Below are 22,368 nucleotides of genomic sequence, written 5' to 3' on the forward strand. Positions count from 1 at the left end.
AAAAAAAAAATAAAAAAGCAATATATTAATATTTATTTTTTTTTATTAAATTACGTATAGAATAAAAATATAAAATTTCTTCCCCATCATTTTTTTTCTCCCTTTTTTATTGATAAAAATTCATATTTATTTTTTAAAATATTTTTTAAAAGAAAAAATTTTGTACTATTTTAAAATAATTTTTATCTAATTTAAAAAAGGGAGAAAAAATTACTTTTTAAAAAAAACTTAACAAATTACCTTTTTATAATCAAAATATTTTAAATTGCAAAAAAATTGTGAAAATAAAATGACATAATTTGATTATGCACTCAATTTATTAAATTTCCAGACAAAATCAAAATTTAAAGAACTCTTTTCGATCAAAGGATCATTAAAATTTGAAAGTTTCTTTTCTATTTCAAATCTGGATGACATATGATTTGCAAAATCGTATTGTATACCACATGAAATTAATGGATAAAATATTCTTTCAGAAATTATTTCTTTCCGTGTAGACAGATCTTTTTGAAAAGCACTCTGACTTATATGGAAAGCTCCACCGAATCGAGTATATAAATTTATATTTTTCATAAAAGGATATGAAAATTTTGCTGTTAATTTAATATTTTTTTCGAAATATGAAAATGGAATTCGCATATCCACTACATCACGAAAAAATACTTTATTTGGAGTTAATTGGGAATTTTTATTAGTAGAAGTAGATATAAAACGAGTAGAAAAATTTTTAGAAGGAATAAATCTCTTTGTTTGGTATACGTCAACTTGATTATCTTCTTCTTCTAATTCTTGATCAAGTTTTTTATTCACATCATCAACATATTTTGAATATTTTGTTTTATCATATTTGTGATATCTATAATAAAGATTTTTACTGTCGTTTAAAAAAGAAAAATCATAAGATAACTCAACTCCTAGATAATTGTTAAATTGATATCCAAAACAAAAACCTAATAAACTATGAAAAAAACTTTTATTATAATTTTGAAGAATCCAATTTTTATATGAAGGTGCTTTTGTATATACTTTTACAACATTTGATGAAGTACTAAAATATACATGACTTCTATGAACTTCTTCAGCATGTACTGTAGAACAAACACTACCTAATAAAAATGAAAGTGCAATATATTTTTTTTTCATTAAGTACTCCATAATATAAATGATTAAAAAAATCAATTCTTTAAATTTCTACTTAAATAACTTTTTTAAATAGTATATCAAATGTAATTCTTGCATTTGAAGTAAAAAAATAAATTTTATTGTTAATCCATACAATGTTAATAACATACATTAAAAAAATTTTTTTTTGAAGAACTTTTTATATATAATAAACTATTATTATAAAAAATTCTTTTTTATCAAAAAAATTTATTTTCATAATTTTTTTATTTTCTATTAAAATTTTATTCTAAATAAAATGAAAAAAATTGAATTTTTTTATATATAATTAAATTTATGTATTCCAGAGAATAAAATTTATTTATAAAAATTTTAACTATAAATCTGTATATATATTCTTATATTTAAAATTTTTATCAAGTAATAAATTTTATAAAACATTTAAAAATTATCTTATTTTTTCTTTTTGTTTTAATATATAAATATTATAACTCAAATTATTGAATAATGAAAAGATAAGAAATTTATTTAAGATATATAATTTTTTTATTAAAAAATATATTAATAAATAATTTATTAAAAAGATACTTAATATCTTTGAGAATGATTTTTTTTTCATTTTTTATAAAAAAATATTTTTCAAAAATCAATTTTTTTTATATTATTTTAAAATAATAAAAAACTTCATTTATATATTTTAAATTTTTCATAAAATTATAAATTCAAATAAATAAAATAGGCTATAAAATGAATATAATTCCATTTGATGATATTTCACAACATGCAAACAAAATTCATAATTTCGAAAATAACCAAAAAGGAAATATTTTTATTAATAGTAAAATAAAAAATTTCGAAGATGTTTTAACTAAAAAATCTAAAAAAAAAATTTTTACTTATCATATAAATAAAATTCAAATTGTTATAGAAAAATCCTATACTATATTTAACAAAAAAAAAAAACATCTTTCTGTTTTTCCAAAATATAGATTTCTTCAAACTACAAAAAAAAAAACAATTGATTATTATTATAATACTTTTAAACACAAATATGTAATGGTGCAAGTTCCAAGAGTGATTTTAAATCATGCACCTATTGTTGTAGGAGCTAAACTTCCTGTAAAAGTAACTTCTGTGAATATAATTATTTCAGACGATAATAGAAACATTATCTTTCAAAAAAATGTAGGACCAGCTAAAAAAGGATTTAATACTTTTACAATCAATCCTAATGAAATTGATCAAAAATATTTCAGTAAAGACGAGAAACATCCTAAATGTTATAATTTAAATATTGTTGCAAAAACAGATAATGCTATTATTCCTTCTATTGTTTTCAGTCAAGGATATGTAAGAGACATTTTTATTTCTTCTAAAAATGATGTATTTGTTAAGATTGATGAGTTAGGAACATTTTCTATTTCAGATATTCAGTACTCTTCTCAAAATAAAAAAATTTCTTAAAAAAATAAATTAAACATCTTTAAAGTATTTTAAAATCTAAGAAAATATTTTTTATATTGAAAACATTATTTATTGATACTTAAAATAAAATATTTTTAAAAATATTTAAAATTTAAAATTTTAGAAATATAAAATTTAAGTATCAATAATAATTTTCTAAAAATATTAATTGAATTCATAAAATAATTTTAAATTATTTGTCTAATAAGAAATAAGATATTCTTGTGTTTTAAAATATTAATAATAAATAGAATGATGATTAATAATTTTTTTATATAAAAAAATTATGTATATTTTTTAAAAAAATTTTTAAAAAAAATAATTTTAAAATATTTCAAAATACAATAAAATAAAAAAATTTTATAGAAAAATTATTTTCAATTTTTCATTTGAAAATAAATTAATAGAATATATTTTAAAATAATTCATCAAAAGAATTTCACATAATTTGTATAAGAAAAAATAAAAATTTTATATTCATAAATAAATACGTTAAGAAAAATAAAAAAACATTTTTTTTGTGATTTCAAAAAAATTTTAAATAATTTTTTATATAGAATAAATGCTCCTAATATACTCTTGCTTTCTAAAAATTTTTAATAATTCAAATTTAGAAATTTTTTAATAACTATTTTAGAAAATGTTTTTATATCTTTTTGAAAAAATTTGTTCTATTTTATAAGATATATCTTTAATATTTTTATATTTTTTTTACAAAGGAACAATTAATATCTATCACTATTCATTCTTCTGTAAAATAAATTATTAAAGATTCTCAAATAGATAATTTTATTTTCCTATTAAAAAAATAAAAATAGTCTCATTAATAAAACTATAATAATAAACAATAGAAATATTTTTTAAATAATTAAAACAACAAATAAATTTTGTATTTTATAAAAAATTTTTTTATAAAAAAAAATTTTTAAAACTTAATATTTTATTCTTTCATTCAATAAAACAATGATTATTTTATCTTTTTGATAAAATTTTAATAAAAAATTATTTTTATTTTTATAAATTAAACGCCATGTTTTAATTTTCATAAAAAATCTATTGTTAAATCTTCAAGAAACCTTCAATACGAATATTTTTTTTACAATGCATCCTATATTTTTTGAATTTGAAAAAATTTCATAAAAACTGTTAAAATTTTTCTATTTTTTCCTCAAATTTTCTTAAATATTTTTTAATATTAAATTTCTTTAAAATTAAAAAAATATACATTCACAAAAAGAAAAAAACAGAAAAGTAGTTAACAAATTTTATTTATTTTTTTTTTATTTTAATATTTATCCTAATATTGTCATTTTTTTCTAAAAAATAATTTTTATGTAAGAAAAAAGATATATTTTTCTTATTCAATAATTTTTTACAAATATTCTTTAAAAGAAATAACTTAAAATTTTTTATCATAACTAATAAAATAGCTTCTAAAGCTATATAAAATCTTTTTTATAATTCCTATATAAATATTATTTATAGATTTTAAATGAATATTTTTTATATTAGAATTAAACATTCTATTTTTTTTGACTATAATAATATAATTTTTTTTCAATATTTTAAAAAAATTTTTTTCATAAAATATTTTCTTATAATTAATTGAATAAAATTTTCTAAAATATAAAATATCTATAAATAAAAATTAATGATATTTGTGATTTCAATATAAAGGATTTTATGATTCTTCAAACAACAAAACTTTCTTTTTTTCAAATTGATAAAATTAGTTTTAATCAAAGAATAGATAATTTTTTAATAAAAAAATTTAAAAAAATTCCTAAAAGCAAATTATATAATTTAATTAGAAAAGGAAAAATCAGAATTAATAAAAAAAGAATTAAACCAAGATATAAATTACAAATCGGAGATATAATTAAAGTTCCACCATTAAAAATAAATAAATTTCATCATTCTAAAAAAAATTTTGATAAAAAACATTATAAAATAATATTAAAAAATATTTTATATGAAGATAAAAATCTTTTAGTAATTAATAAAATATCAGGAATTTCTGTACATGGAGGAAGTGGAATAAAATTTGGAATTATTGAAATACTAAGATTATTAAAACCGAAAGAAAAATATTTAGAATTAATTCATCGTTTAGATAGATATACTTCTGGAATTTTAATGGTGGCTAAAAAAAAATCTTCTTTACTATATTTTCATGAACAATTTAGAAAACAAACTATTAAAAAAGAATATGTTGCTCTTGTCCATGGAAATACCTTATTTCAAAAAAAAGTTATTAATAATTCATTATTAAAAAATAATATTTTAAAAAAAAAAAAAATGGTGACTGTGAATATTACAGGTAAAGTATCAACAACTATTTTTATAAAAAAAAAATCCACATCACAATTTAGTTTAATTTCTATTTTTCCTTTAACTGGAAGAACACATCAAATAAGAGTACATGCTGCATACATTGGTCATCCTATTGTTTTAGATAATAGATATGGAAAAAATGTTTTAGATAAAAATATAAATTTTAAAAAAAATAATAACTTATTTTTACATGCAAAAAAAATTACTTTTATACATCCAATATCTAAAAAAAAAATAACTCTCTGTGCTCCACTAAATAAAAATTTTAAAAAAATTATTGAAAAAATATTTTAGTTTATATTTTTTTTATAAAAATATTTTTCTTAAATAAAAAATAAAATTTATTACTTGAATAATCTTTAAAATTATATATATAATAATATAAAATTTGCAGATAAAGGAGAAAAAAAATGGCTGTTCAAAAAAGTAAACCTACTAGATCTAAAAGAGGAATGCGTCGATCTCATGATTTTTTACAAAAAAATTTAAATATTTCGATTGATCAAACAACAAATGAATTACATATAAGGCATCATATGACAAAAAAAGGATATTATCGAGGAAAAAAAATATTATAAATCGTAATTAATTTTATTACTTCAAATAATAAAAATTTAAAAAAAATAAAATGACTAAATTTGCAATGCTCTTTCCCGGTCACGGAATGCAAAATTTTAAAATTATCAAAAAATTATATAATAAACATCTTATTATCAAAAAAACTTTTTCAGAAGCTTCAAATCATTTAAATTATAATTTATGGAAAATATTTTTAAAAAAAAATCAAAAAAAAATATATGATTATTTTTCTCAACTAGAAATTCTAACAATTTCAGTATCATTATATAGATTGTGGAAAAAAAAAATTGGTACTCAACCATATGTCATGACAGGACATAGTTTAGGACAATACTCTGCATTAGTCTGTAGTCATTCTTTAAATTTTTCAGATGCATTAAAAATAGTTGCTTATAGAGAAAAGTTAATGCTTCAAAAAAAAGGTGTTATGTATTCTATCATAGGATTAAAAAAAAAAAAAATAAAAAAAATTTTTAAAAATTTAGGAAAAAAAAAATTTTTTATTGCATGTATTAATTCTGATAATCAAATTGTAATTACCGGAAAAAAGAAATATGCTAAAAAAAATTTATATGAATGTAAAAAGAATGGAGCAAAATATATAATTAAACTTCCGATAAAAAATATTTCTCATTGTTCATTAATGAATGAAATTAAAAAAAAAATATTTACTAAATTTTTAAAAATAAATTTTAATCAACCAAAAAATTTAATTTTAGATAGTACATTAATAAAATTTTTAAAAAAACCAAAAAAAATTAAGCATGCATTATTTAATCAAATTTGTAAAACAGTATATTGGAATCAAACAATAAATTTTTTACTTTATAAAAAAATAAAATATTTTCTAGAAATAAATACTGGAAATCTTTTAACTAAATTAAGTTGCAAAAAAAAAAAATATCATTCATTAAATATAAAAAAAATATTTAATTAATATAAAATTATCATTAAAATATTTATGAAAAATTGTAAAAAAAATGTATTAATTACTGGAGCAAATACAGGAATTGGAAAATCTATTTTAAAAAAATTTATAAAAAAAAAATTTAAAATTATTGGTACATCAAGAACAAAATCTGGTGCTTTAAAAATCCAAAATAAAATACAAGATCATGGTCATGGAATGATTTTAAACATTAAAAATTTGTCATCAATTAAAAATTTTTTAAAAAAAATGAAAAAAAAAGTTCAAAAAATTGATATATTAATTAATAATGCTGCAATAACATCTGATAATTTAATTATTAATCTTTCTAAAAAATCTTGGAATAAAATTATTCAAATCAATTTAACATCCGTATTTTATATAACTAAAAAAATTATAAAAAATATGATTCACGCTCGTTTTGGAAGAATTATAAATATTGGATCAATATCTGGATTTATAGGATCTGCAGGACAAACAAATTATGCTGCTGCAAAATCTGGATTAATTGGATTTACAAAATCTTTATCATTAGAAGTAGCAACACAAGGAATCACAGTCAATCTTGTTTCTCCTGGATTTATTCAAACAAATATGTTAAAAAATTTAACTCATCGACAACTACAAAAATGTTTAAAAAAAATTCCTATGCGAAGATTAGGAAAGCCACAAGATATAGCAAATATGGTAGAATTTTTATCATCGAAAAAAGCATCTTATATCACGGGTCAAGTATTCCACGTTAATGGAGGAATATGTTCTTTATAAAATTTTTAGAAAAATAAAATTTTAAGGAAATATGTGAAAATCTCAAAAAAAATTAAAAAAATTATTTCTGAATGTGTATCTTTCAAAAAAGATATAAAAAAAAAATTTTCTTTAAAAAATGATTTAGAAGTAGACTCTCTAGATATGATTGAATTAACTATGTGTATAGAAGAAACATTTAAAATTAAAATTCTTGATGAAGAAATAGAAAAAATAGATACAGTGAAATCTTTAATTGTTCTTGTGAAAAAAAAAATTAACTTATAAAAATTTTTTATATTTTATAAGATAAATGCATTTCTAAAAAAAAATTTAAAAAAGTGTTATAGTATTATATAAAATAAAATAATATTACTGTTATTGATTTTAAAAAAAAATAATTATAAATTATTGTATAAAAAAATTTTTATGAAAAATAAATTTATTGTTTTAGAAGGATTAGAAGGTTCAGGAAAAACTACTGCCTGTAAAAAAATTAAAAAATTTTTATTTAAGAAAAATATAAAAGATGTCATTATTGTTAGACAACCTGGAAGTACATATATTTCAGAAAAAATTAGAAAAATAATAAAATTTGAAAATAAAAAAGAAAAATTAAATATTTATTCTGAATTATTATTATTATATTCTGCTCGTTTACAATTAATGGAAAATATTATTTATCCTGCTTTTCAAAAAGGAAAATGGATTATTTCTGATCGCCATAATTTATCTTCAATAGCTTATCAAGGAGGAGGACAAGGGCTGAATCAAAATCTAATACATCAATTAACAAAAATTACTGATAGTTTTATTAAACCAGATTTAACAATATTTTTGGATATTGATCCGAAAATAGGATTAAAGAAAGCATTTTTGCGTGGTAAATTAGATAGAATAGAAAAAAAACCCATAAATTTTTTTATAAAAGTCCGCAAATTTTATTTAAAATATTTATCATATCAATCAAAAAAAATAATAATTAATTCAAATAATAATATGAACAAAGTAAACAAAATTATTGAAAAAAAAATATGTAAATGGTTTAAAATTCCAAAATGATACTTTATCCATGGTTAAAAAAAAAATATAAAAAAATACTTTCTCAATATTTAAAAAAAAAATTGCATCATTCTATTATTATTCGTACACAGACTAATTTAGGATCTAATGTATTAATATTTTTATTATGTCAAAGAATTTTATGCATTAATCCACAAAATTATTTTAGTTGTAATATATGTCACAATTGTCAATTAGTAAAATCAAATAATTATCCAGATTTACATATTATTTATATAAAAAAGAATAAAACTATAGGAATTGATTATTTTTTAAAATTTATAAAAAAATCTTATCAAACTTCTAAATTAGGGAAAAAAACCATAATTTGGATTCCTAAAATTCATTTATTAACAGAATCTTCGATGAATGCTTTTTTAAAAATCTTAGAAGAACCGCCATTAAATATATTATTTTTTTTAGAATATAATAGTTTTTTCAAACTAAAAAAAACTATAAGAAGTAGATGTATTATATATAATATATATCCTCCTACTGAAAAAAAAGGAATTTTATGGTTAAAAAAAAAAACTAATAAATTTAAAACAAAAGATCTATTAACCGCATTAAAATTATCAGAAAATTCTCCAATTATAGCAAATAGAATTCTGCAAAGTACCTTATGGAATGAAAGAAAATTTTTTTTAAGTAAACTAAAAAAATCTATAAAAAATAAAAATTTATTTTATTTATTAAAATTTTTTAAAAAAAAAATAAAAAAAAAAATTTTTTGGATATACTTAATAATTTTAGACGCTATAAAAATTTATTATAATAAAAAAATAACATTAATTAATCATGATCAAAAAAAATTAATTTCAGTAATTTACAAAAAACATAAAATTAAAGATTTATATACTATAATAAATTTATGGAAAAAAAGTTTTTTTTATATCAATAATATTTCTAAAATTAATAAAAAATTTATTTTACTAGAACCAATAATAATTTGGGAAAATATTATAAATATTAAATAATTTTTCATCAAAAAGGAAAATGTATGTTTTTAATAGACTCGCATTGTCATCTTAATAAAATTGATACAAAACCATCTAAAAAGAAAATATTAAATATTATTCAAGAAGCGTATAAAAAAAACGTCAAAATAATATTATCAGTTGCTACTTCTATAAATGATTTTAAAGAAATACAATCACTATTAAAAAATGCTCCCTATAATATTTTTTATTCTTGCGGAATACACCCATTATTTTCTTATAAAAAAAAAACTCTTACACAGAGCTAAAAAATTTTTCTACACAGAAAAAAGTAATAGCTATCGGAGAAACTGGATTAGATTATTTTCATGAAAAAAAAAAATCGCATTTTCAAGAAGAATTATTTTATCAACATATATCTGTTAGCAAAGATCTTCAAAAACCATTAATTATACATTCTCGAAACTCTTCACAAGATATATTAAAAATTTTAAAATCAGAAAATTCAGGATTATGTCCAGGAATTTTTCATTCCTTCAATGAAAATTATGAAGTAGCGAAAAAAATATTAGATCTCGGTTTTTATATATCCATTTCAGGAATGATTACATTTAAAAATTCCATTTCACTTCGATCTGTATTAAAAAAAATCCCTTTAAATCGCTTATTATTAGAAACAGATTCTCCGTATTTAACACCAGTACCTCATAGAGGTAAAAAAAATAAACCTTCTTATATAAATTATATTGCAAAACATGTTTCTAATCTTAAAAAAATTGATATAGAAAAATTAAGTCATATCATAAAACAGAATTTTTTTCGATTATTTAAACTAAAAAAAAATTTAATTATTTTAAATTAAAAATTATTTTATAGTAGAGGTATTAGAATGTTTAAAAATTCTTTTTCAATTCTGCAAAAAATTGGAAAATCTTTAATGCTTCCAGTATCAGTTTTACCAATTGCAGGAATTTTATTAGGAATTGGATCTGTTCATTTTTCATTTATTCCTAATTTTTGTTCAAAAATTATGATTGCAACAGGTGGATCTATTTTTTCTAATATGCCATTAATTTTCTCTATTGGAGTAGCATTAGGATTTACAAAAAATGACGGAGTAGCTGCTCTAGCTGCAGTAATATCATATAATATTATGACTCAAACATCCTTTTTGATGATTCCTATTTTTTCTCATCATACTTTACTAATTGACAATTCAATAAAAAATTTAAATAACACAGGAATATTAGGAGGAATATTTTCTGGAGCTTTATCTGCTTATTTATTTAATAAATTTTATGAAATTCAATTACCTGAATATTTAGGATTTTTTTCTGGAAAAAGATTTATTCCTATTATCTCTGGACTTGCATCAATTATATTAGGAATACTATTATCCTTTATTTGGCCTCCAATAGGATATGTTGTACAAAAATTTTCTTCTTGGGCTGCATATCAAAATCCTATTATTGCCTTTGGTATTTATGGATTTGTTGAACGTGCATTAGTTCCTTTTGGATTACATCATATATGGAACGTTCCATTTCAAATGCAGATCGGAGAATACATTAATGATTCTGGACAAACTTTTCATGGAGATATAGCAAGATATATGGCAGGAGATAAAAGCGCTGGAATGCTTTCTGGTGGATTTATTTTTAAAATGTATGGATTACCTGGAGCAGCTTTAGCAATTTGGCATACTGCAAAAAAAGAAAATAAAATTAAAGTTGGAGGTATGATGATTTCTGCAGCATTAACTGCGTTTTTAACAGGAATCACAGAACCTATTGAATTTTCTTTTCTATTTGTTTCACCTTTATTATATTTTATACATTCAATCTTAGCTGGATTAGCTTTTTCAATATGTATTTTTTTAAATATGACAGCTGGAACAAGCTTTTCTCATGGATTAATAGATTTTATTTTATTAAGTGGTAATGGCAAAAAAATTTGGCTTTTTCCTATTGTTGGAATAACTTATACATTATTGTATTACATAATATTTTATAATTTTATTAAAATATTTCATCTAAAAACATTAGGAAGAGAAAAAAAATTTTTAAAATCATCAAATCAAAATATAAATTTAAAAATTCCAAAAATTATAAAATATTTAGGAGGAAAAAATAATATTTCTAATATAGATGCATGTATTACAAGATTACGAATAACAGTTATTAACTCTAACTTAGTAAAAGAAAAAAAATTAAACTCTTTAGGATCTTCAGGTGTATTTATTTCAGGATCAGGAATACAAATAGTTTTTGGAACAAAATCAGACAATATAAAAACTTTAATGGAAAATTATATCAATCAAACGAATATTAAAAAATAATTTTTTTATCTTTGAATAACGGAAAATATTTTTATGAATCATAAAAACATATTTACAAAAATTATCGAGAAAAAAGTTCCTGCAAATATTATTTATCAAGATGAAAAAATAACTGCTTTTACTGATATTTCACCAAAAGCTCCTGTTCATATATTAGTTATTCCAAATTTATTTATTAAAAATTTAAATTACATTAATAAAAAAAATTTAGATATTTTAAGTCATATGATGTATGTTTCAATAAAAATTGCTAAAAAAAACAAAATAAATAAATCAGGTTATAGAATAATTATAAATTGTAATAAACATGGAGGGCAAGAAATTCAATATTTGCATATTCATATACTTGGTGGAAAAAAATTAAGAAAAATTTAAAATAATTAAAATAAAATACTTTAAATTATAACTAGTTTGTAAGAAAATAAATTTCTTACAAACTAGTTACAAAATTTTAATTTTTACTTCATTTAATTTAATAAATTTAAAATATTATATTAAAAAAATAATAATATTTTTTTAATTTTTTCTTTACATCTTTAGATAATTATTAAAATTTTTTTTACAAAACCTGTGAAATATTGTATATCTATAAACATAAAAAAATATATTAAAATTTTATTTATTATTAAAATTAAAAAAAGTAATTCATTCCAAAACCAAAAGAATTTTCTGCATAATGTATATACTCTTGATCTGGAGAATTTGATTCTTTTAAAAGATTTAATTTATAATGAAAACTTGCAGTAAAATGTTTATTAATTTCATAATTCATAATGACATTAAAATGATTATTTAACGGTTTAGGTTGAGAAACTATAACATTTCTCATGTAATCATATTCTGTTCCAAAAGATTTTACATAACCTAAAGAAGCAGTTATTCCATTTTGAAAATTATATTTACCACCTATTTCAAATGTATCCAATAAATCATATCTCACAGAATCTTTCATATATGGAAAAGCTGAATTTTTTAAAAAACCATAAAAACCAGCAAAAGAAACATTCCCTACATTATAAGAACATCCTAATCCATATGATTTTGCCCAATGACTGTGTAAATTTGCTCCGTTTCTAGAATTATCATAAGGACTAAAAAAAGCTGTTCCAGAAATTTTTAATCCAAAATGATTGATATAGTTTAAAGCTATTCCCCATGAATCATTATATTTGTTACTTAAATAATAATGCTTTTTTTGATAATGAGTTTGATGTTGTAGAATAAAATTAAAATCACTCATATATCCTGCAAAATCTCTACTTTTATAACTTAATACTCCATCTGCACGACCAAGTAAAAAATTATCATCATCATGAAAAACTATATTTTCACTGTCATTAAAAAATTTTTCAGTAAATCTTTTTGAATAATGCATGACTCCATAATTTCTTCCATAATCTATACTTCCCCAATCTCCTAAATTAATACCAACATATGCTAAACCAACATTGTCATTTATTACATGAGAATAATTTTCTGGGTTATAACGTATAAATCTTGGACAATATTCAAAACGAGCATATCCAAAATTCTTTTCATTAATATAATATTGATTGAAAAATCCTAATTTAATATTTGAATAATTCCCTAAAGAATTTATAATAAGAGGATCCGTTGTATGAGAATAAAAATGAAGTGGATTTATTTGAGAATACACGTTTATTGTATTATTGTGATATACTTGTTCTGCATGAACATTGCCAGAATATAAACATAAAGGAATCAATATCGCTAAAGATTGACGATTTATCATAATTTTAATATTACTCCTTCTTGTTTTTTAAAATTTAAAAACTTTTTTTTAAAATTTATTTTATATTTTTTTTTACATAAAATATATTTTAATATTTTTTAAAAAAATTTTTCATATTTTATGTATAATTTTTTTTCTTGAAAAACTTCTTTCTTTTTTTAAAAAATATTAAAAATCAGCATTCTTTACAGTTCTTGGAAAAGGAATAACATCTTTTATATTTTTAATTCCTGTAATATACATTATTAATCTTTCTAAACCTAAACCAAAACCAGAATGCGGAACAGTTCCATATAATCGTAATTCCCTATACCATGTATAATCATTAATATCTAAATTTAATTCTTTAATCCTTTTATCTAATTCGTTAATTCTTTCTTCTCTCTCTGAGCCTCCAATTATTTCTCCTACATCAGGAAATAAAATATCTATTGCCGCAACAGTTTCATGATCATTGTTTATCCTCATATAAAAAGGTTTAATTCTTTTAGGATAATTTTTAACAATTATAGGATTTTTAAAATACTGATTTGTAAGAAATTTTTCATGATCTGTTGTTAATTCCATACCATAAAATATTTTTTGTGAAAAAAAATTTTTATTTTTCTTTAAAATTTCTACCGCTTCAAAATATTCAATTTGATTTATTTTTGATTCAAGAAATTTTTTTAATCTATCTATTATACGAGAATTTAAATTTTTTTGTAAAAAAAATAAATCATCATAATTTTTCTTTAAAATCATTTTAAAAACATATTTTAACATTTTTTCAATAAATTTAATAATATTACTTAATTTATAAAATGCCATTTCTACTTCTAACATCCAAAATTCAGATAAATGTCGTGTCGTATTTGAATTTTCTGCACGAAATATTGGTCCAAAAGTATATACTTTCGATAAAGCACATGCATATGCTTCAATAGTTAGTTGCCCAGAAACAGTTAAAAAAACTTTTTTTCCAAAAAAATTGTCTTTTTTAGATGTTTTATTTATTTCAGCATCTTTATGTAATACAGAAAACATCTCTCCTGCTCCTTCTGCATTTAATGATGTAATAATCGGAGATGATACCCAATAATAATCATTTTTTGAAAAAAAATTATGAAATGACTGAAATACAGTACTCCGAATTCTTGAAACTACTCCAATAATATTCGTTCTTGGTCTTAAATGAGAAAATTTTCGTAAATGCTCCATTGTATGTTTTTTAGATGACATAGGATAAGCATGAGAATTTTCAAGCCATCCTAATACATATATTTTTACAACAAATATCTCAAATTTTTGTTTTAAATTTTTTGAATGTATTAACTTTCCTTCAACGGATAAAGAACATCCAGGAATTATTTTTAATATATCATTCTGATTGATTAAATTATTTTTTATAACTAATTGCAATGTATTTAAACATGAACCATCATAAAGATCAATAAAAAATAAATTAGATTTAGCGCTTCTTTTATTTTTTACCCAACCTTTTACTCGAATATTTTGATTAATTAAAATTTTATTTTTAAAGATATCTTTTATAAATACATGCAACATACAGTTTCCTTTAAAAAAAATTTTTTTTATTTAAAATAATTTAATTCAAAAAAATTTTTTAATAATATTATATTATAAATTTATTTTCCTAAAATAAAAATTTTTTTATGAAAATTTTATTTAAAAAAATTATTTTAAAAAATTTATTTTTTTTTTTGAAATTTTTTTAAACATAATTTTGAACAAAATGATTTATATTTTCTAGAACACAAAAAGCATTGAATAAAAAGCAAATTACATTTTGGATTCATACAATTAATATAATAATCAGATTTATTAAAACATTGTCCACAATAAGAAATTTTTTTTCTTGAAATAAATTCATTTAATCTTAAATCAAAAACAAAATTATTTCCAAGAAATTTCATAGGAAGTTTTTTTTTTTTACACTCATTAATATATCCTATAATTCCTCCATAAATTTGATAAACTTTTTTATAACCTTTTTTTTGAATTAAAAAAGCTGTTTTTTCGCATCGAATTCCTCCAGTGCAGTATAAAACTATTTTTCTATTTTTATACATAGAAATATAATTAAAAATTTTTTTTAAATGATCTCGAAAAGTAAAAGTATATGTAGAAATAGCATTTTTAAAATGGCCAATTCTATATTCGTAATAATTTCGTACATCTAAAAAAATTACATCTTTCTTTTTTAAAAATTTATTTACTTCATAAGCATTTAAATATTTTTTATTATATTTTTTTTGTAAAATATTTTCTTTTAATCCATCATCAACTATTTTTTTTTTAATTTTTATTTTTAAAGATAAAAAAGATTGACGAGTATTATCTATTCCAATATTAATATGAAGATTATTTAACTTAGGATGTAATTTATAAATAAAACATTTCATTTTATAAAAATATTTTTTTAAAATGTTTCCTTGAACATTAATTCCTTCAGATGATATATAAATCCTTCCGAAAATTTTTAATTTATCAAAATATCTTGTAATTATTTTTTTCAATAAAAAAGGATCATCTACATAGAAATATTTATAAAATGAAAAATTTATTCTAAAAAATTCTTGTAAATCTTTATTCAAAAATTTTTTCTTTTTAATAAAATTTAATATTCCTGACATTGACAATTTCCATAAAAATAAAATAATATATAAAAATACAGTTTCCAGAAAAAACTTAAAAATTCCTTATAGAGATAACAATAAAAATTTATAATCCTTTAAATTTTTTAAACTATGATTTAATATATTTAATTTTTTTTTTTGCTCAAGAACAATATTTTTAGGTGCATTTTTTAAAAAATTTTTATTCAAGATTTTTCTTTTAAAAAAACATTTTTTTTTCTTATAAAGATTTATTTTTTTTTCCAATTTTTTTAGTTCTTTTTCTCTATTAAGAATTCCTTTCATAGGAAATAACAATTCTGCTTCTTCAATATCTCTTATAAAAGAAGTTTGTAAACAATGTTGATATTTTTTTGAAAAAATTTTTATATTTTTTAAATACATAACTGTTTTTAAAAAAAATTTATTTTTCTCTAAAAAATATAAAATTTTGTCATTACTATTTTTAAATATAACAGAAATTTTTTTATTATACTTGATTTTTATTAAATTTCTAATTGATCTTACTGTAATAAAAATTTTTTTAAACACAAGCATATTTTTTATAGATCTTTTATCTATAAGTTCTTTATGAGAAACTGGAAAACTTTCATTTGTAATACTTTTAAATTGAAAAATTTTTTTTAATAAATTTATTTTATTCCAAATATACTCAGTAATAAAAGGAATAATTGGATGCGAAAGTTTTAATATATATTTTAATATATAAAGTAAAAGATCACGAGTATTATTAATATTTTTAAATATTTTTTCTTTTATAATAATTTTTGAAATTTCTAAATACCAATCACAAAACTTATTCCATACAAAATCATATATCAAATAAGCAACAATATCAAATCTATAATTCTTAATACATTTTTTATATTCTTGAATTAATATTTGTAATTCAGATAATATCCATTTGTCTAGAAAAGAAAATTGCATATGAGCAATTTTTATATGTCGACCTTTTCTTTTATAATTTTTTAAAACAAAAAAACTTGCATTCCATAATTTGTTGCAAAAATTACGATATCCTTGTAAACGATTCATATCCCAAGAAATACTTCGAGAATGATTAGAAAGAGCAGAACATGTAAATCTTAAAGAATCTGCTCCAAATGATTTTATTCCATTTGGAAATAATTTATGCATTTTGTTTGAGATTGAAGAAAAATCTTTAACATTATTTTTTATTTTTTTTTGAATTAATTTTTTTAAACTAATACCATTAATTAAATCAAGTGGATCAATAATATTCCCTTTAGATTTTGACATTTTATTCCCTTTTTCATCACGAATTAATCCGGTAACATATATATGTTTAAAAGGGATTTGAGAACCATTTTTATTTTTTAAAATATTCATAGTTAACATTATCATACGAGCTATCCAAAAAAAAATAATATCAAAACCACTAACAACTACATTAGTTGGATGAAAGATCTTTAATTCTTTCGTTTTTTTCGGCCAACCTAAAGTTAAAAAAGTCCATAAACTAGATGAAAACCATGTATCTAAAACATCTGTATCTTGTTTTAAAAAAATTTTTTTAGATAAATTATTTTTTTCTCTAACATCTTCTTCATTTTTTCCAACATATATATTTTTATTTTCATCATACCATATTGGTAATCTATGACCCCACCATAACTGTCTAGAAATACACCAATCTTCCAAATTATACATCCAAGATAAATACATATTTTTATATTTTTTTGGAAAAAATTTAATTTTATTTTCTATAACTACTGATATTGCTTTTTTAGCTAAAACGGATGTCTTTAAAAACCATTGATTTGTTAACATAGGTTCTAAAATAGTACCGCTTCTTTCTCCATATGGAACGATTGAATCCACAATCTGAGTTTTTTTTAAAAGTTTTTTTCTTTTTAATAATTTTAAAAGTTTTTTTCTTGCTAAAAATCTATCCAAACATTGAAATTCTTTTAATATATATGAATCATATTTTTTATTTTCTTTCCCTTGAAAATTATAAATTAATAATTTTTTTCTAATTTTCCCATTTTTATAAAATATTTTAATAAGAGGAAGAAAATTTTTTATTCCTATTTTATAATCAAGAAAATCATGAGCAGGAGAAATTTTAACACAACCAGTACCTTTTTTCATATCAATCTCATTATCAGAGATTATTGGTATAATTCTATTTATAATAGGAACAAAAACTTTTAATCCAATATATTTGATATATCTTTTATCTTTAGGATGAACAGCTATAGCAGCATCTCCAAAAATTGTTTCAGGTCTAGTAGTTGCAATTAAAAGATAATTTTTATTTTTGTAAAAAATATTTTTTTTAACAAAAAAATATTTTATATATTGCATTTTGCTTAAAACATTTTTATTTTTTACTTCTAAATCTGATATTACAGTCTTTAACTGTATATCATAATACATAATTTTTTTTTTTCTATAAATCATATTTTTATGATATAAAATTAAAAATGCTTTTTGCACTCCAAAAGAAATATCTGGGTCTAAAGTAAATTTTTCACGTGACCAATCTATTGAACTACCTAAACGTTTCATTTGATAAAAAATTTTCTTTTTATATTTTGAAACCCATTCCCAAGTTTTTTTTAAAAAATAATCTTTATTATATTCTTCTCTAAATTTTCCAGTTTTTATATATATTTTTTTTTCTATTAATAATTGCGTTGCTATTCCAGCATGATCTATTCCTACTTGCCATAAAGTATTTTTTCCATGCATTTTATAATATCGAATTAAAATATCCATAATTGTCTGTTGAAATGCATGACCCATATGTAAAATACCAGTAATATTTGGAGGAGGCATTATAATACAAAAAGATTTATCAGATGACTTCGTATAACACATTTTAAAACACTTATTTTGTTCCCAAATTTTATATAATGATTCTTCAATTGATAAAGGATTATAATTTTTTTTCATTTTTTATTTTTTCTTATTTTTTTTTAAATTATTTTTAATATATTAAATTTTTAAAAATTAAATATTATGTTTTTCATTGATTATATAAAAAATCTTTGAAAACAAATATAAAAATATAATTTTATAATTTGTTTTTTTTAAGTAAATTTAAAAAATATTGACATAATAACGTCACAGGTTGACCAGTAGCAGACTTATTTTTTCCTGTTCTCCATGCTGTTCCAGCGATATCTAAATGAACCCATTTGTATTTTTTTGCAAAATATGATAAGAAATAAGCTGCAGTACTTGCACCAGCATATTTTCCTCCAATATTTAATAAATCAGCGAAATTTGATTTTAAATATTTTTTATAAATTTTAAAATTTGGTAAACTCCATATTTTATCATGTATATTTTTACTTGCTTTTTTTATCTCTTTTTCTAAAATTTTACTATTAGAAAACAATCCACTAGCAGCATTTCCTAAAGTAGCTACACAAGAACCTGTTAAAGTTGCAATATCAATTACAATCATAGGATCAAATTTTTCTGCATAAGTTAAAAGATCACATAAAATTAATCTACCTTCTGCATCAGTATTTAAAATTTCAACAGTTTTTTTAGACATGGTTTGAATAATATCACCAGGTTTCAAAGAATTCCCATTAATCATATTTTCACATGTTCCAATGATTCCAATAACTCGTAAAGGAAGATCACTTTGTACAATAAATTTCATGATTCCGATAACCGCAGCTGCTCCACACATATCATATTTCATTTCATCCATCATATAAGAAGGTTTAATAGACAGTCCTCCAGAATCAAAAGTTACTCCTTTTCCTATTAGGATGATAGGATTTTTATTAATTGCATTTTTATGACAATAATTCATTCTTGACATATAAGCTTTTTTACATGATCCTTGAGATACTGCAAGAAAAGCATTCATTCTTAAATTTTTAATATCATTTTGATTAAATAATTGTACTTGAATGTTGTTTGTATATTTTTTAAATAAATTTTTAGATTTTTTTACTAAATATTTTGGTGTACAAATGTTCGAAGGAATATTACTAATATCTTTAGCAAATTTTACCCCTTTAGAAATAGCACAACCATGTAATATTGCTTTTTTACAAGATAAAAAATCTTTTTCATTATTTATTTTAATAAATATTTTTTTAAGAAAAGAAATTTTTTGAATTTTAGATTGATATTCTTTAAAAGAATAAAATAGATCTTGAGATATATTTATAATATCTCTTATTTTCCAATATATTTTACTTTTATTAAATATAAAATCATATATATTCATATAAATATTTTGTATATTATTTTCTTTAAATAATAAAAAAAGTTTCTTTATAATTAAAATAAACAAATTATTCTGAAAATTCTTTTTTATTCCACAATTTATTAAAATAATACGATCATATTTTGATTGAAAATTTGTATGTAAAAAAATTGTTTTTCCAAAATTTTCTTTCCAATTACTATATTTAAATATATTTTTCATTACAGAAACTTTATATATTTTTACTTTTTTTTCCACTGAACAAAGATCTTCATCTTCATATATTCCAAAAACTCTACAATTATTTTTTGATAATTTAAAATTTTCTTGATACGGTATTATCTTCAAATAATTCTCCTAAAATTAAATAAAAAATATCTTTAAAATATCTGAATTTTTCTGAAAAAATACTATTTTTATTTTACAAATACACTAAAACAAATAAATTTCTTTAAAAAAATTTTTAAAATTTTATTTAAATAAATAGTATAATAACATTATTTTTTACATAAATTTATAGATAATTTTCTTGTTTTTTGAATATAATAAATTTAATATTTATTATTACATATAGATATACATAATAAAAATAATATAATTATTAACTTATAAATTTTATTTAATTAGAAAAAATATGAATACATACTACCTTAGAAACTTTTTACGATTGCAAGATTTTCAAAAAAAAGATATTTTATTTTTAATTAAATATGCAGAAAAAATAAAATTTCAAAAAAAAATCCAAAAAGAAAAAAAATTGTTAAAAAATAAAAATATAGTTTTATTATTTGAAAAAGAATCTACACGTACACGCTGTTCTTTCGAAATTGCAGCATTTAATCAAGGTGCACAAACTACATATTTAGGACCTGGAAATACACATTTAGGATATAAAGAATCCATAGAAGATACATCTCAAACTTTAGGAAAATTATATGATGGTATAGTTTATCGTGGACACAAACATTCTAACATAGAAAAAATTGCACAATATTCTAAAATTCCTGTCTGGAATGGATTAACAAATACTTTTCATCCCACACAAATTCTATCTGATTTACTGACAATTAAAGAAATTTTTAAAAATATTCCATTTAAAAAAATAAAAATTGCATATATTGGGGATACTAATAATAATATTTCTAATTCTCTTTTAGAAGCTTCTCAAATATTAAATTTTAATTTAAAATTAATTTCTCCAAAAATATATTTTCCAAAAAAAAAATTTTTTAAAAAATATAATATAAAAAATTTTTCTAAAAAAAACATTTTATATACTGAAGACATTGAAAAAGGTGTAAAAAACGTTGATTTGATTTATACAGACGTGTGGATTTCTATGGGAGACAACATTGATTTACAAGAAAAAAAAATTAAACTCTTAAAAGATTATCAAGTTAATAAAAACATTTTAAAACTTACAAAAAATCCATTAATTAAAGTTTTTCATTGTTTACCTGCATTACATGATAATCATACGCAATTTGGTAAAAAACTTATGAAAAAATTTAATTTAAAAAATGGAATAGAAATTTCTAATGATGTTTTTCAAACTAATAGAAAAATTATTTTTCAACAATCTGAAAATCGCTTACATATTGTTAAAGCTTTATTAATAAATGGATTAATTAATCAAAAATTACAATCCCAAGTTCTCGCTTAAAATAAAAAATATTTTTTTGAAAAAATCTTTTTAAAATTCATTAAAAATTTTTATATTATGAATAATAACCTGATAAATTTACTAAAAATTTCAAATATAAAGTTAAAATTTTTATATTAAAAATTTAACAAATAAAATTAATTTACATCAAATATAAGATTTTAAAAAATATGAAAATTTACACTAAAAAAGCTCCAAAAGTTTTAGGACCATATTCTCAAGGAATAAAAATAAATAATTTCTTAATAATTTCTGGACAGATTCCTATTGATCCTATTACAGAAAAAATACCAAAAAAAATATCTGACCAAACATTATTAGTTTTAAAAAACATTAAATCTATAATATTAAAAGCTAAATTTCATATAAAAAATATTATTAAAACAACAATTTTTACAACAAAGTTAAATCAAATCCATAAAATTAATAAAATGTACGAATTTTTTTTTAAAAAAAATAAAATCTCTATTTTTCCAGCTAGATCATGTGTTGAAGTATCAAAACTTCCTTTAAATGTAAAAATTGAAATTGAATCTATATCTCTTAAAAAATAAACATTTGTTAAAGAGTGCACAAATTTATTTATCATTAGTGCGCTCT

General features: G+C 19.4%; 20 protein-coding genes. 14 read left to right on the top strand and 6 right to left on the bottom strand.

Going from position 1 to position 22,368, the window contains the following annotated elements:
• Window positions 1-303 precede the first annotated feature (303 nt).
• Window positions 304-1,143 (bottom strand): hypothetical protein, encoded by an 840-nt coding sequence (locus AB4W52_RS01205; protein WP_367675141.1) that lies wholly within the window; start codon window positions 1,141-1,143, stop codon window positions 304-306.
• A gap of 726 nt (window positions 1,144-1,869) precedes the next feature.
• Here AB4W52_RS01205 and AB4W52_RS01210 point away from each other — a divergent pair.
• The 12 genes from AB4W52_RS01210 to AB4W52_RS01265 all read left to right on the top strand — a co-directional run bounded on the left by AB4W52_RS01210 (window position 1,870) and on the right by AB4W52_RS01265 (window position 11,887).
• A complete protein-coding gene (locus tag AB4W52_RS01210; RefSeq protein ID WP_367675142.1) occupies window positions 1,870-2,586 on the top strand; it encodes a hypothetical protein in 717 nt (238 codons plus the stop codon).
• Between the two features lie 1,683 nt (window positions 2,587-4,269).
• Window positions 4,270-5,214, top strand: coding sequence for an RluA family pseudouridine synthase (locus AB4W52_RS01215; protein ID WP_367675143.1), 945 nt, complete (start codon window positions 4,270-4,272; stop codon window positions 5,212-5,214).
• 116 nt (window positions 5,215-5,330) lie between these two features.
• A complete protein-coding gene (gene rpmF, locus AB4W52_RS01220; protein WP_367675144.1) occupies window positions 5,331-5,498 on the top strand; it encodes a 50S ribosomal protein L32 in 168 nt (55 codons plus the stop codon).
• Window positions 5,499-5,548: 50 nt separating this feature from the next.
• Entirely contained in the window at window positions 5,549-6,436 is an 888-nt protein-coding gene (locus tag AB4W52_RS01225) for an acyltransferase domain-containing protein (RefSeq protein ID WP_367675145.1), read from the top strand.
• A 24-nt stretch (window positions 6,437-6,460) separates the two neighbouring features.
• On the top strand, window positions 6,461-7,195 hold the full coding sequence (gene fabG / locus AB4W52_RS01230; protein WP_367675146.1) for a 3-oxoacyl-ACP reductase FabG: 735 nt from the start codon (window positions 6,461-6,463) through the stop codon (window positions 7,193-7,195).
• Between the two features lie 33 nt (window positions 7,196-7,228).
• A complete protein-coding gene (locus AB4W52_RS01235) occupies window positions 7,229-7,462 on the top strand; it encodes a phosphopantetheine-binding protein (RefSeq protein ID WP_367675147.1) in 234 nt (77 codons plus the stop codon).
• Between the two features lie 141 nt (window positions 7,463-7,603).
• Window positions 7,604-8,236 (top strand): dTMP kinase, encoded by a 633-nt coding sequence (gene tmk, locus AB4W52_RS01240; protein WP_367675148.1) that lies wholly within the window; start codon window positions 7,604-7,606, stop codon window positions 8,234-8,236.
• Window positions 8,233-9,213, top strand: a complete 981-nt coding sequence (locus AB4W52_RS01245) for a DNA polymerase III subunit delta' C-terminal domain-containing protein (RefSeq protein ID WP_367675149.1) — start codon at window positions 8,233-8,235, stop codon at window positions 9,211-9,213. The genes tmk and AB4W52_RS01245 overlap by 4 nt, the downstream gene beginning before the upstream one ends.
• Window positions 9,214-9,236: 23 nt before the next feature.
• Window positions 9,237-9,482, top strand: coding sequence for a TatD family hydrolase (locus AB4W52_RS01250; protein WP_367675150.1), 246 nt, complete (start codon window positions 9,237-9,239; stop codon window positions 9,480-9,482).
• Window positions 9,483-9,514: 32 nt separating this feature from the next.
• On the top strand, window positions 9,515-10,036 hold the full coding sequence (locus tag AB4W52_RS01255; protein WP_367675497.1) for a TatD family hydrolase: 522 nt from the start codon (window positions 9,515-9,517) through the stop codon (window positions 10,034-10,036).
• 27 nt (window positions 10,037-10,063) lie between these two features.
• Entirely contained in the window at window positions 10,064-11,512 is a 1,449-nt protein-coding gene (gene ptsG / locus AB4W52_RS01260; RefSeq protein ID WP_367675151.1) for a PTS glucose transporter subunit IIBC, read from the top strand.
• A 33-nt stretch (window positions 11,513-11,545) separates the two neighbouring features.
• The gene (locus tag AB4W52_RS01265) at window positions 11,546-11,887 is read left to right on the top strand and encodes an HIT domain-containing protein (RefSeq protein ID WP_367675152.1); all 342 of its coding nucleotides are present in this window, start codon (window positions 11,546-11,548) and stop codon (window positions 11,885-11,887) included.
• A 256-nt stretch (window positions 11,888-12,143) separates the two neighbouring features.
• Here AB4W52_RS01265 and AB4W52_RS01270 read toward each other — a convergent pair whose 3' ends face one another.
• From AB4W52_RS01270 to AB4W52_RS01290, 5 genes are all read right to left on the bottom strand, one after another.
• Window positions 12,144-13,265 (bottom strand): porin, encoded by a 1,122-nt coding sequence (locus AB4W52_RS01270; RefSeq protein WP_367675153.1) that lies wholly within the window; start codon window positions 13,263-13,265, stop codon window positions 12,144-12,146.
• Window positions 13,266-13,433: 168 nt separating this feature from the next.
• A complete protein-coding gene (gene asnS / locus AB4W52_RS01275; RefSeq protein ID WP_367675154.1) occupies window positions 13,434-14,813 on the bottom strand; it encodes an asparagine--tRNA ligase in 1,380 nt (459 codons plus the stop codon).
• Window positions 14,814-14,956: 143 nt separating this feature from the next.
• Window positions 14,957-15,901, bottom strand: coding sequence for a rhodanese-related sulfurtransferase (locus AB4W52_RS01280; protein ID WP_367675155.1), 945 nt, complete (start codon window positions 15,899-15,901; stop codon window positions 14,957-14,959).
• Window positions 15,902-15,967: 66 nt separating this feature from the next.
• Window positions 15,968-18,826 (bottom strand): valine--tRNA ligase, encoded by a 2,859-nt coding sequence (locus tag AB4W52_RS01285; RefSeq protein ID WP_367675156.1) that lies wholly within the window; start codon window positions 18,824-18,826, stop codon window positions 15,968-15,970.
• A 121-nt stretch (window positions 18,827-18,947) separates the two neighbouring features.
• Entirely contained in the window at window positions 18,948-20,453 is a 1,506-nt protein-coding gene (locus AB4W52_RS01290) for a leucyl aminopeptidase (RefSeq protein ID WP_367675157.1), read from the bottom strand.
• A 286-nt stretch (window positions 20,454-20,739) separates the two neighbouring features.
• On the opposite strand from AB4W52_RS01290, the gene argF reads away from it, so the two are divergent.
• Window positions 20,740-21,768 (top strand): ornithine carbamoyltransferase, encoded by a 1,029-nt coding sequence (argF, locus tag AB4W52_RS01295; protein WP_367675158.1) that lies wholly within the window; start codon window positions 20,740-20,742, stop codon window positions 21,766-21,768.
• Window positions 21,769-21,938: 170 nt separating this feature from the next.
• Window positions 21,939-22,322 (top strand): Rid family detoxifying hydrolase, encoded by a 384-nt coding sequence (locus tag AB4W52_RS01300; protein WP_367675159.1) that lies wholly within the window; start codon window positions 21,939-21,941, stop codon window positions 22,320-22,322.
• Window positions 22,323-22,368: the final 46 nt, after the last annotated feature.

It is taken from the genome of Buchnera aphidicola (Chaetosiphella stipae setosa) (assembly GCF_964059095.1).
In the GTDB taxonomy this organism is placed as follows: Bacteria; Pseudomonadota; Gammaproteobacteria; order Enterobacterales; family Enterobacteriaceae; genus Buchnera_J; species Buchnera_J aphidicola_BP.

What these genes read in the sequence shown, in the direction of transcription:
- AB4W52_RS01205 (WP_367675141.1), bottom strand. Translation starts at nt 1,143, where the DNA reads ATGAAAAAAAAATATATTGCACTTTCATTTTTATTAGGTAGTGTTTGT.
- AB4W52_RS01210 (WP_367675142.1), top strand. Translation starts at nt 1,870, where the DNA reads ATGAATATAATTCCATTTGATGATATTTCACAACATGCAAACAAAATT.
- AB4W52_RS01215 (WP_367675143.1), top strand. Translation starts at nt 4,270, where the DNA reads ATGATTCTTCAAACAACAAAACTTTCTTTTTTTCAAATTGATAAAATT.
- rpmF (WP_367675144.1), top strand. Translation starts at nt 5,331, where the DNA reads ATGGCTGTTCAAAAAAGTAAACCTACTAGATCTAAAAGAGGAATGCGT.
- AB4W52_RS01225 (WP_367675145.1), top strand. Translation starts at nt 5,549, where the DNA reads ATGACTAAATTTGCAATGCTCTTTCCCGGTCACGGAATGCAAAATTTT.
- fabG (WP_367675146.1), top strand. Translation starts at nt 6,461, where the DNA reads ATGAAAAATTGTAAAAAAAATGTATTAATTACTGGAGCAAATACAGGA.
- tmk (WP_367675148.1), top strand. Translation starts at nt 7,604, where the DNA reads ATGAAAAATAAATTTATTGTTTTAGAAGGATTAGAAGGTTCAGGAAAA.
- AB4W52_RS01245 (WP_367675149.1), top strand. Translation starts at nt 8,233, where the DNA reads ATGATACTTTATCCATGGTTAAAAAAAAAATATAAAAAAATACTTTCT.
- AB4W52_RS01250 (WP_367675150.1), top strand. Translation starts at nt 9,237, where the DNA reads ATGTTTTTAATAGACTCGCATTGTCATCTTAATAAAATTGATACAAAA.
- ptsG (WP_367675151.1), top strand. Translation starts at nt 10,064, where the DNA reads ATGTTTAAAAATTCTTTTTCAATTCTGCAAAAAATTGGAAAATCTTTA.
- AB4W52_RS01265 (WP_367675152.1), top strand. Translation starts at nt 11,546, where the DNA reads ATGAATCATAAAAACATATTTACAAAAATTATCGAGAAAAAAGTTCCT.
- AB4W52_RS01270 (WP_367675153.1), bottom strand. Translation starts at nt 13,265, where the DNA reads ATGATAAATCGTCAATCTTTAGCGATATTGATTCCTTTATGTTTATAT.
- asnS (WP_367675154.1), bottom strand. Translation starts at nt 14,813, where the DNA reads ATGTTGCATGTATTTATAAAAGATATCTTTAAAAATAAAATTTTAATT.
- AB4W52_RS01280 (WP_367675155.1), bottom strand. Translation starts at nt 15,901, where the DNA reads ATGTCAGGAATATTAAATTTTATTAAAAAGAAAAAATTTTTGAATAAA.
- AB4W52_RS01285 (WP_367675156.1), bottom strand. Translation starts at nt 18,826, where the DNA reads ATGAAAAAAAATTATAATCCTTTATCAATTGAAGAATCATTATATAAA.
- argF (WP_367675158.1), top strand. Translation starts at nt 20,740, where the DNA reads ATGAATACATACTACCTTAGAAACTTTTTACGATTGCAAGATTTTCAA.
- AB4W52_RS01300 (WP_367675159.1), top strand. Translation starts at nt 21,939, where the DNA reads ATGAAAATTTACACTAAAAAAGCTCCAAAAGTTTTAGGACCATATTCT.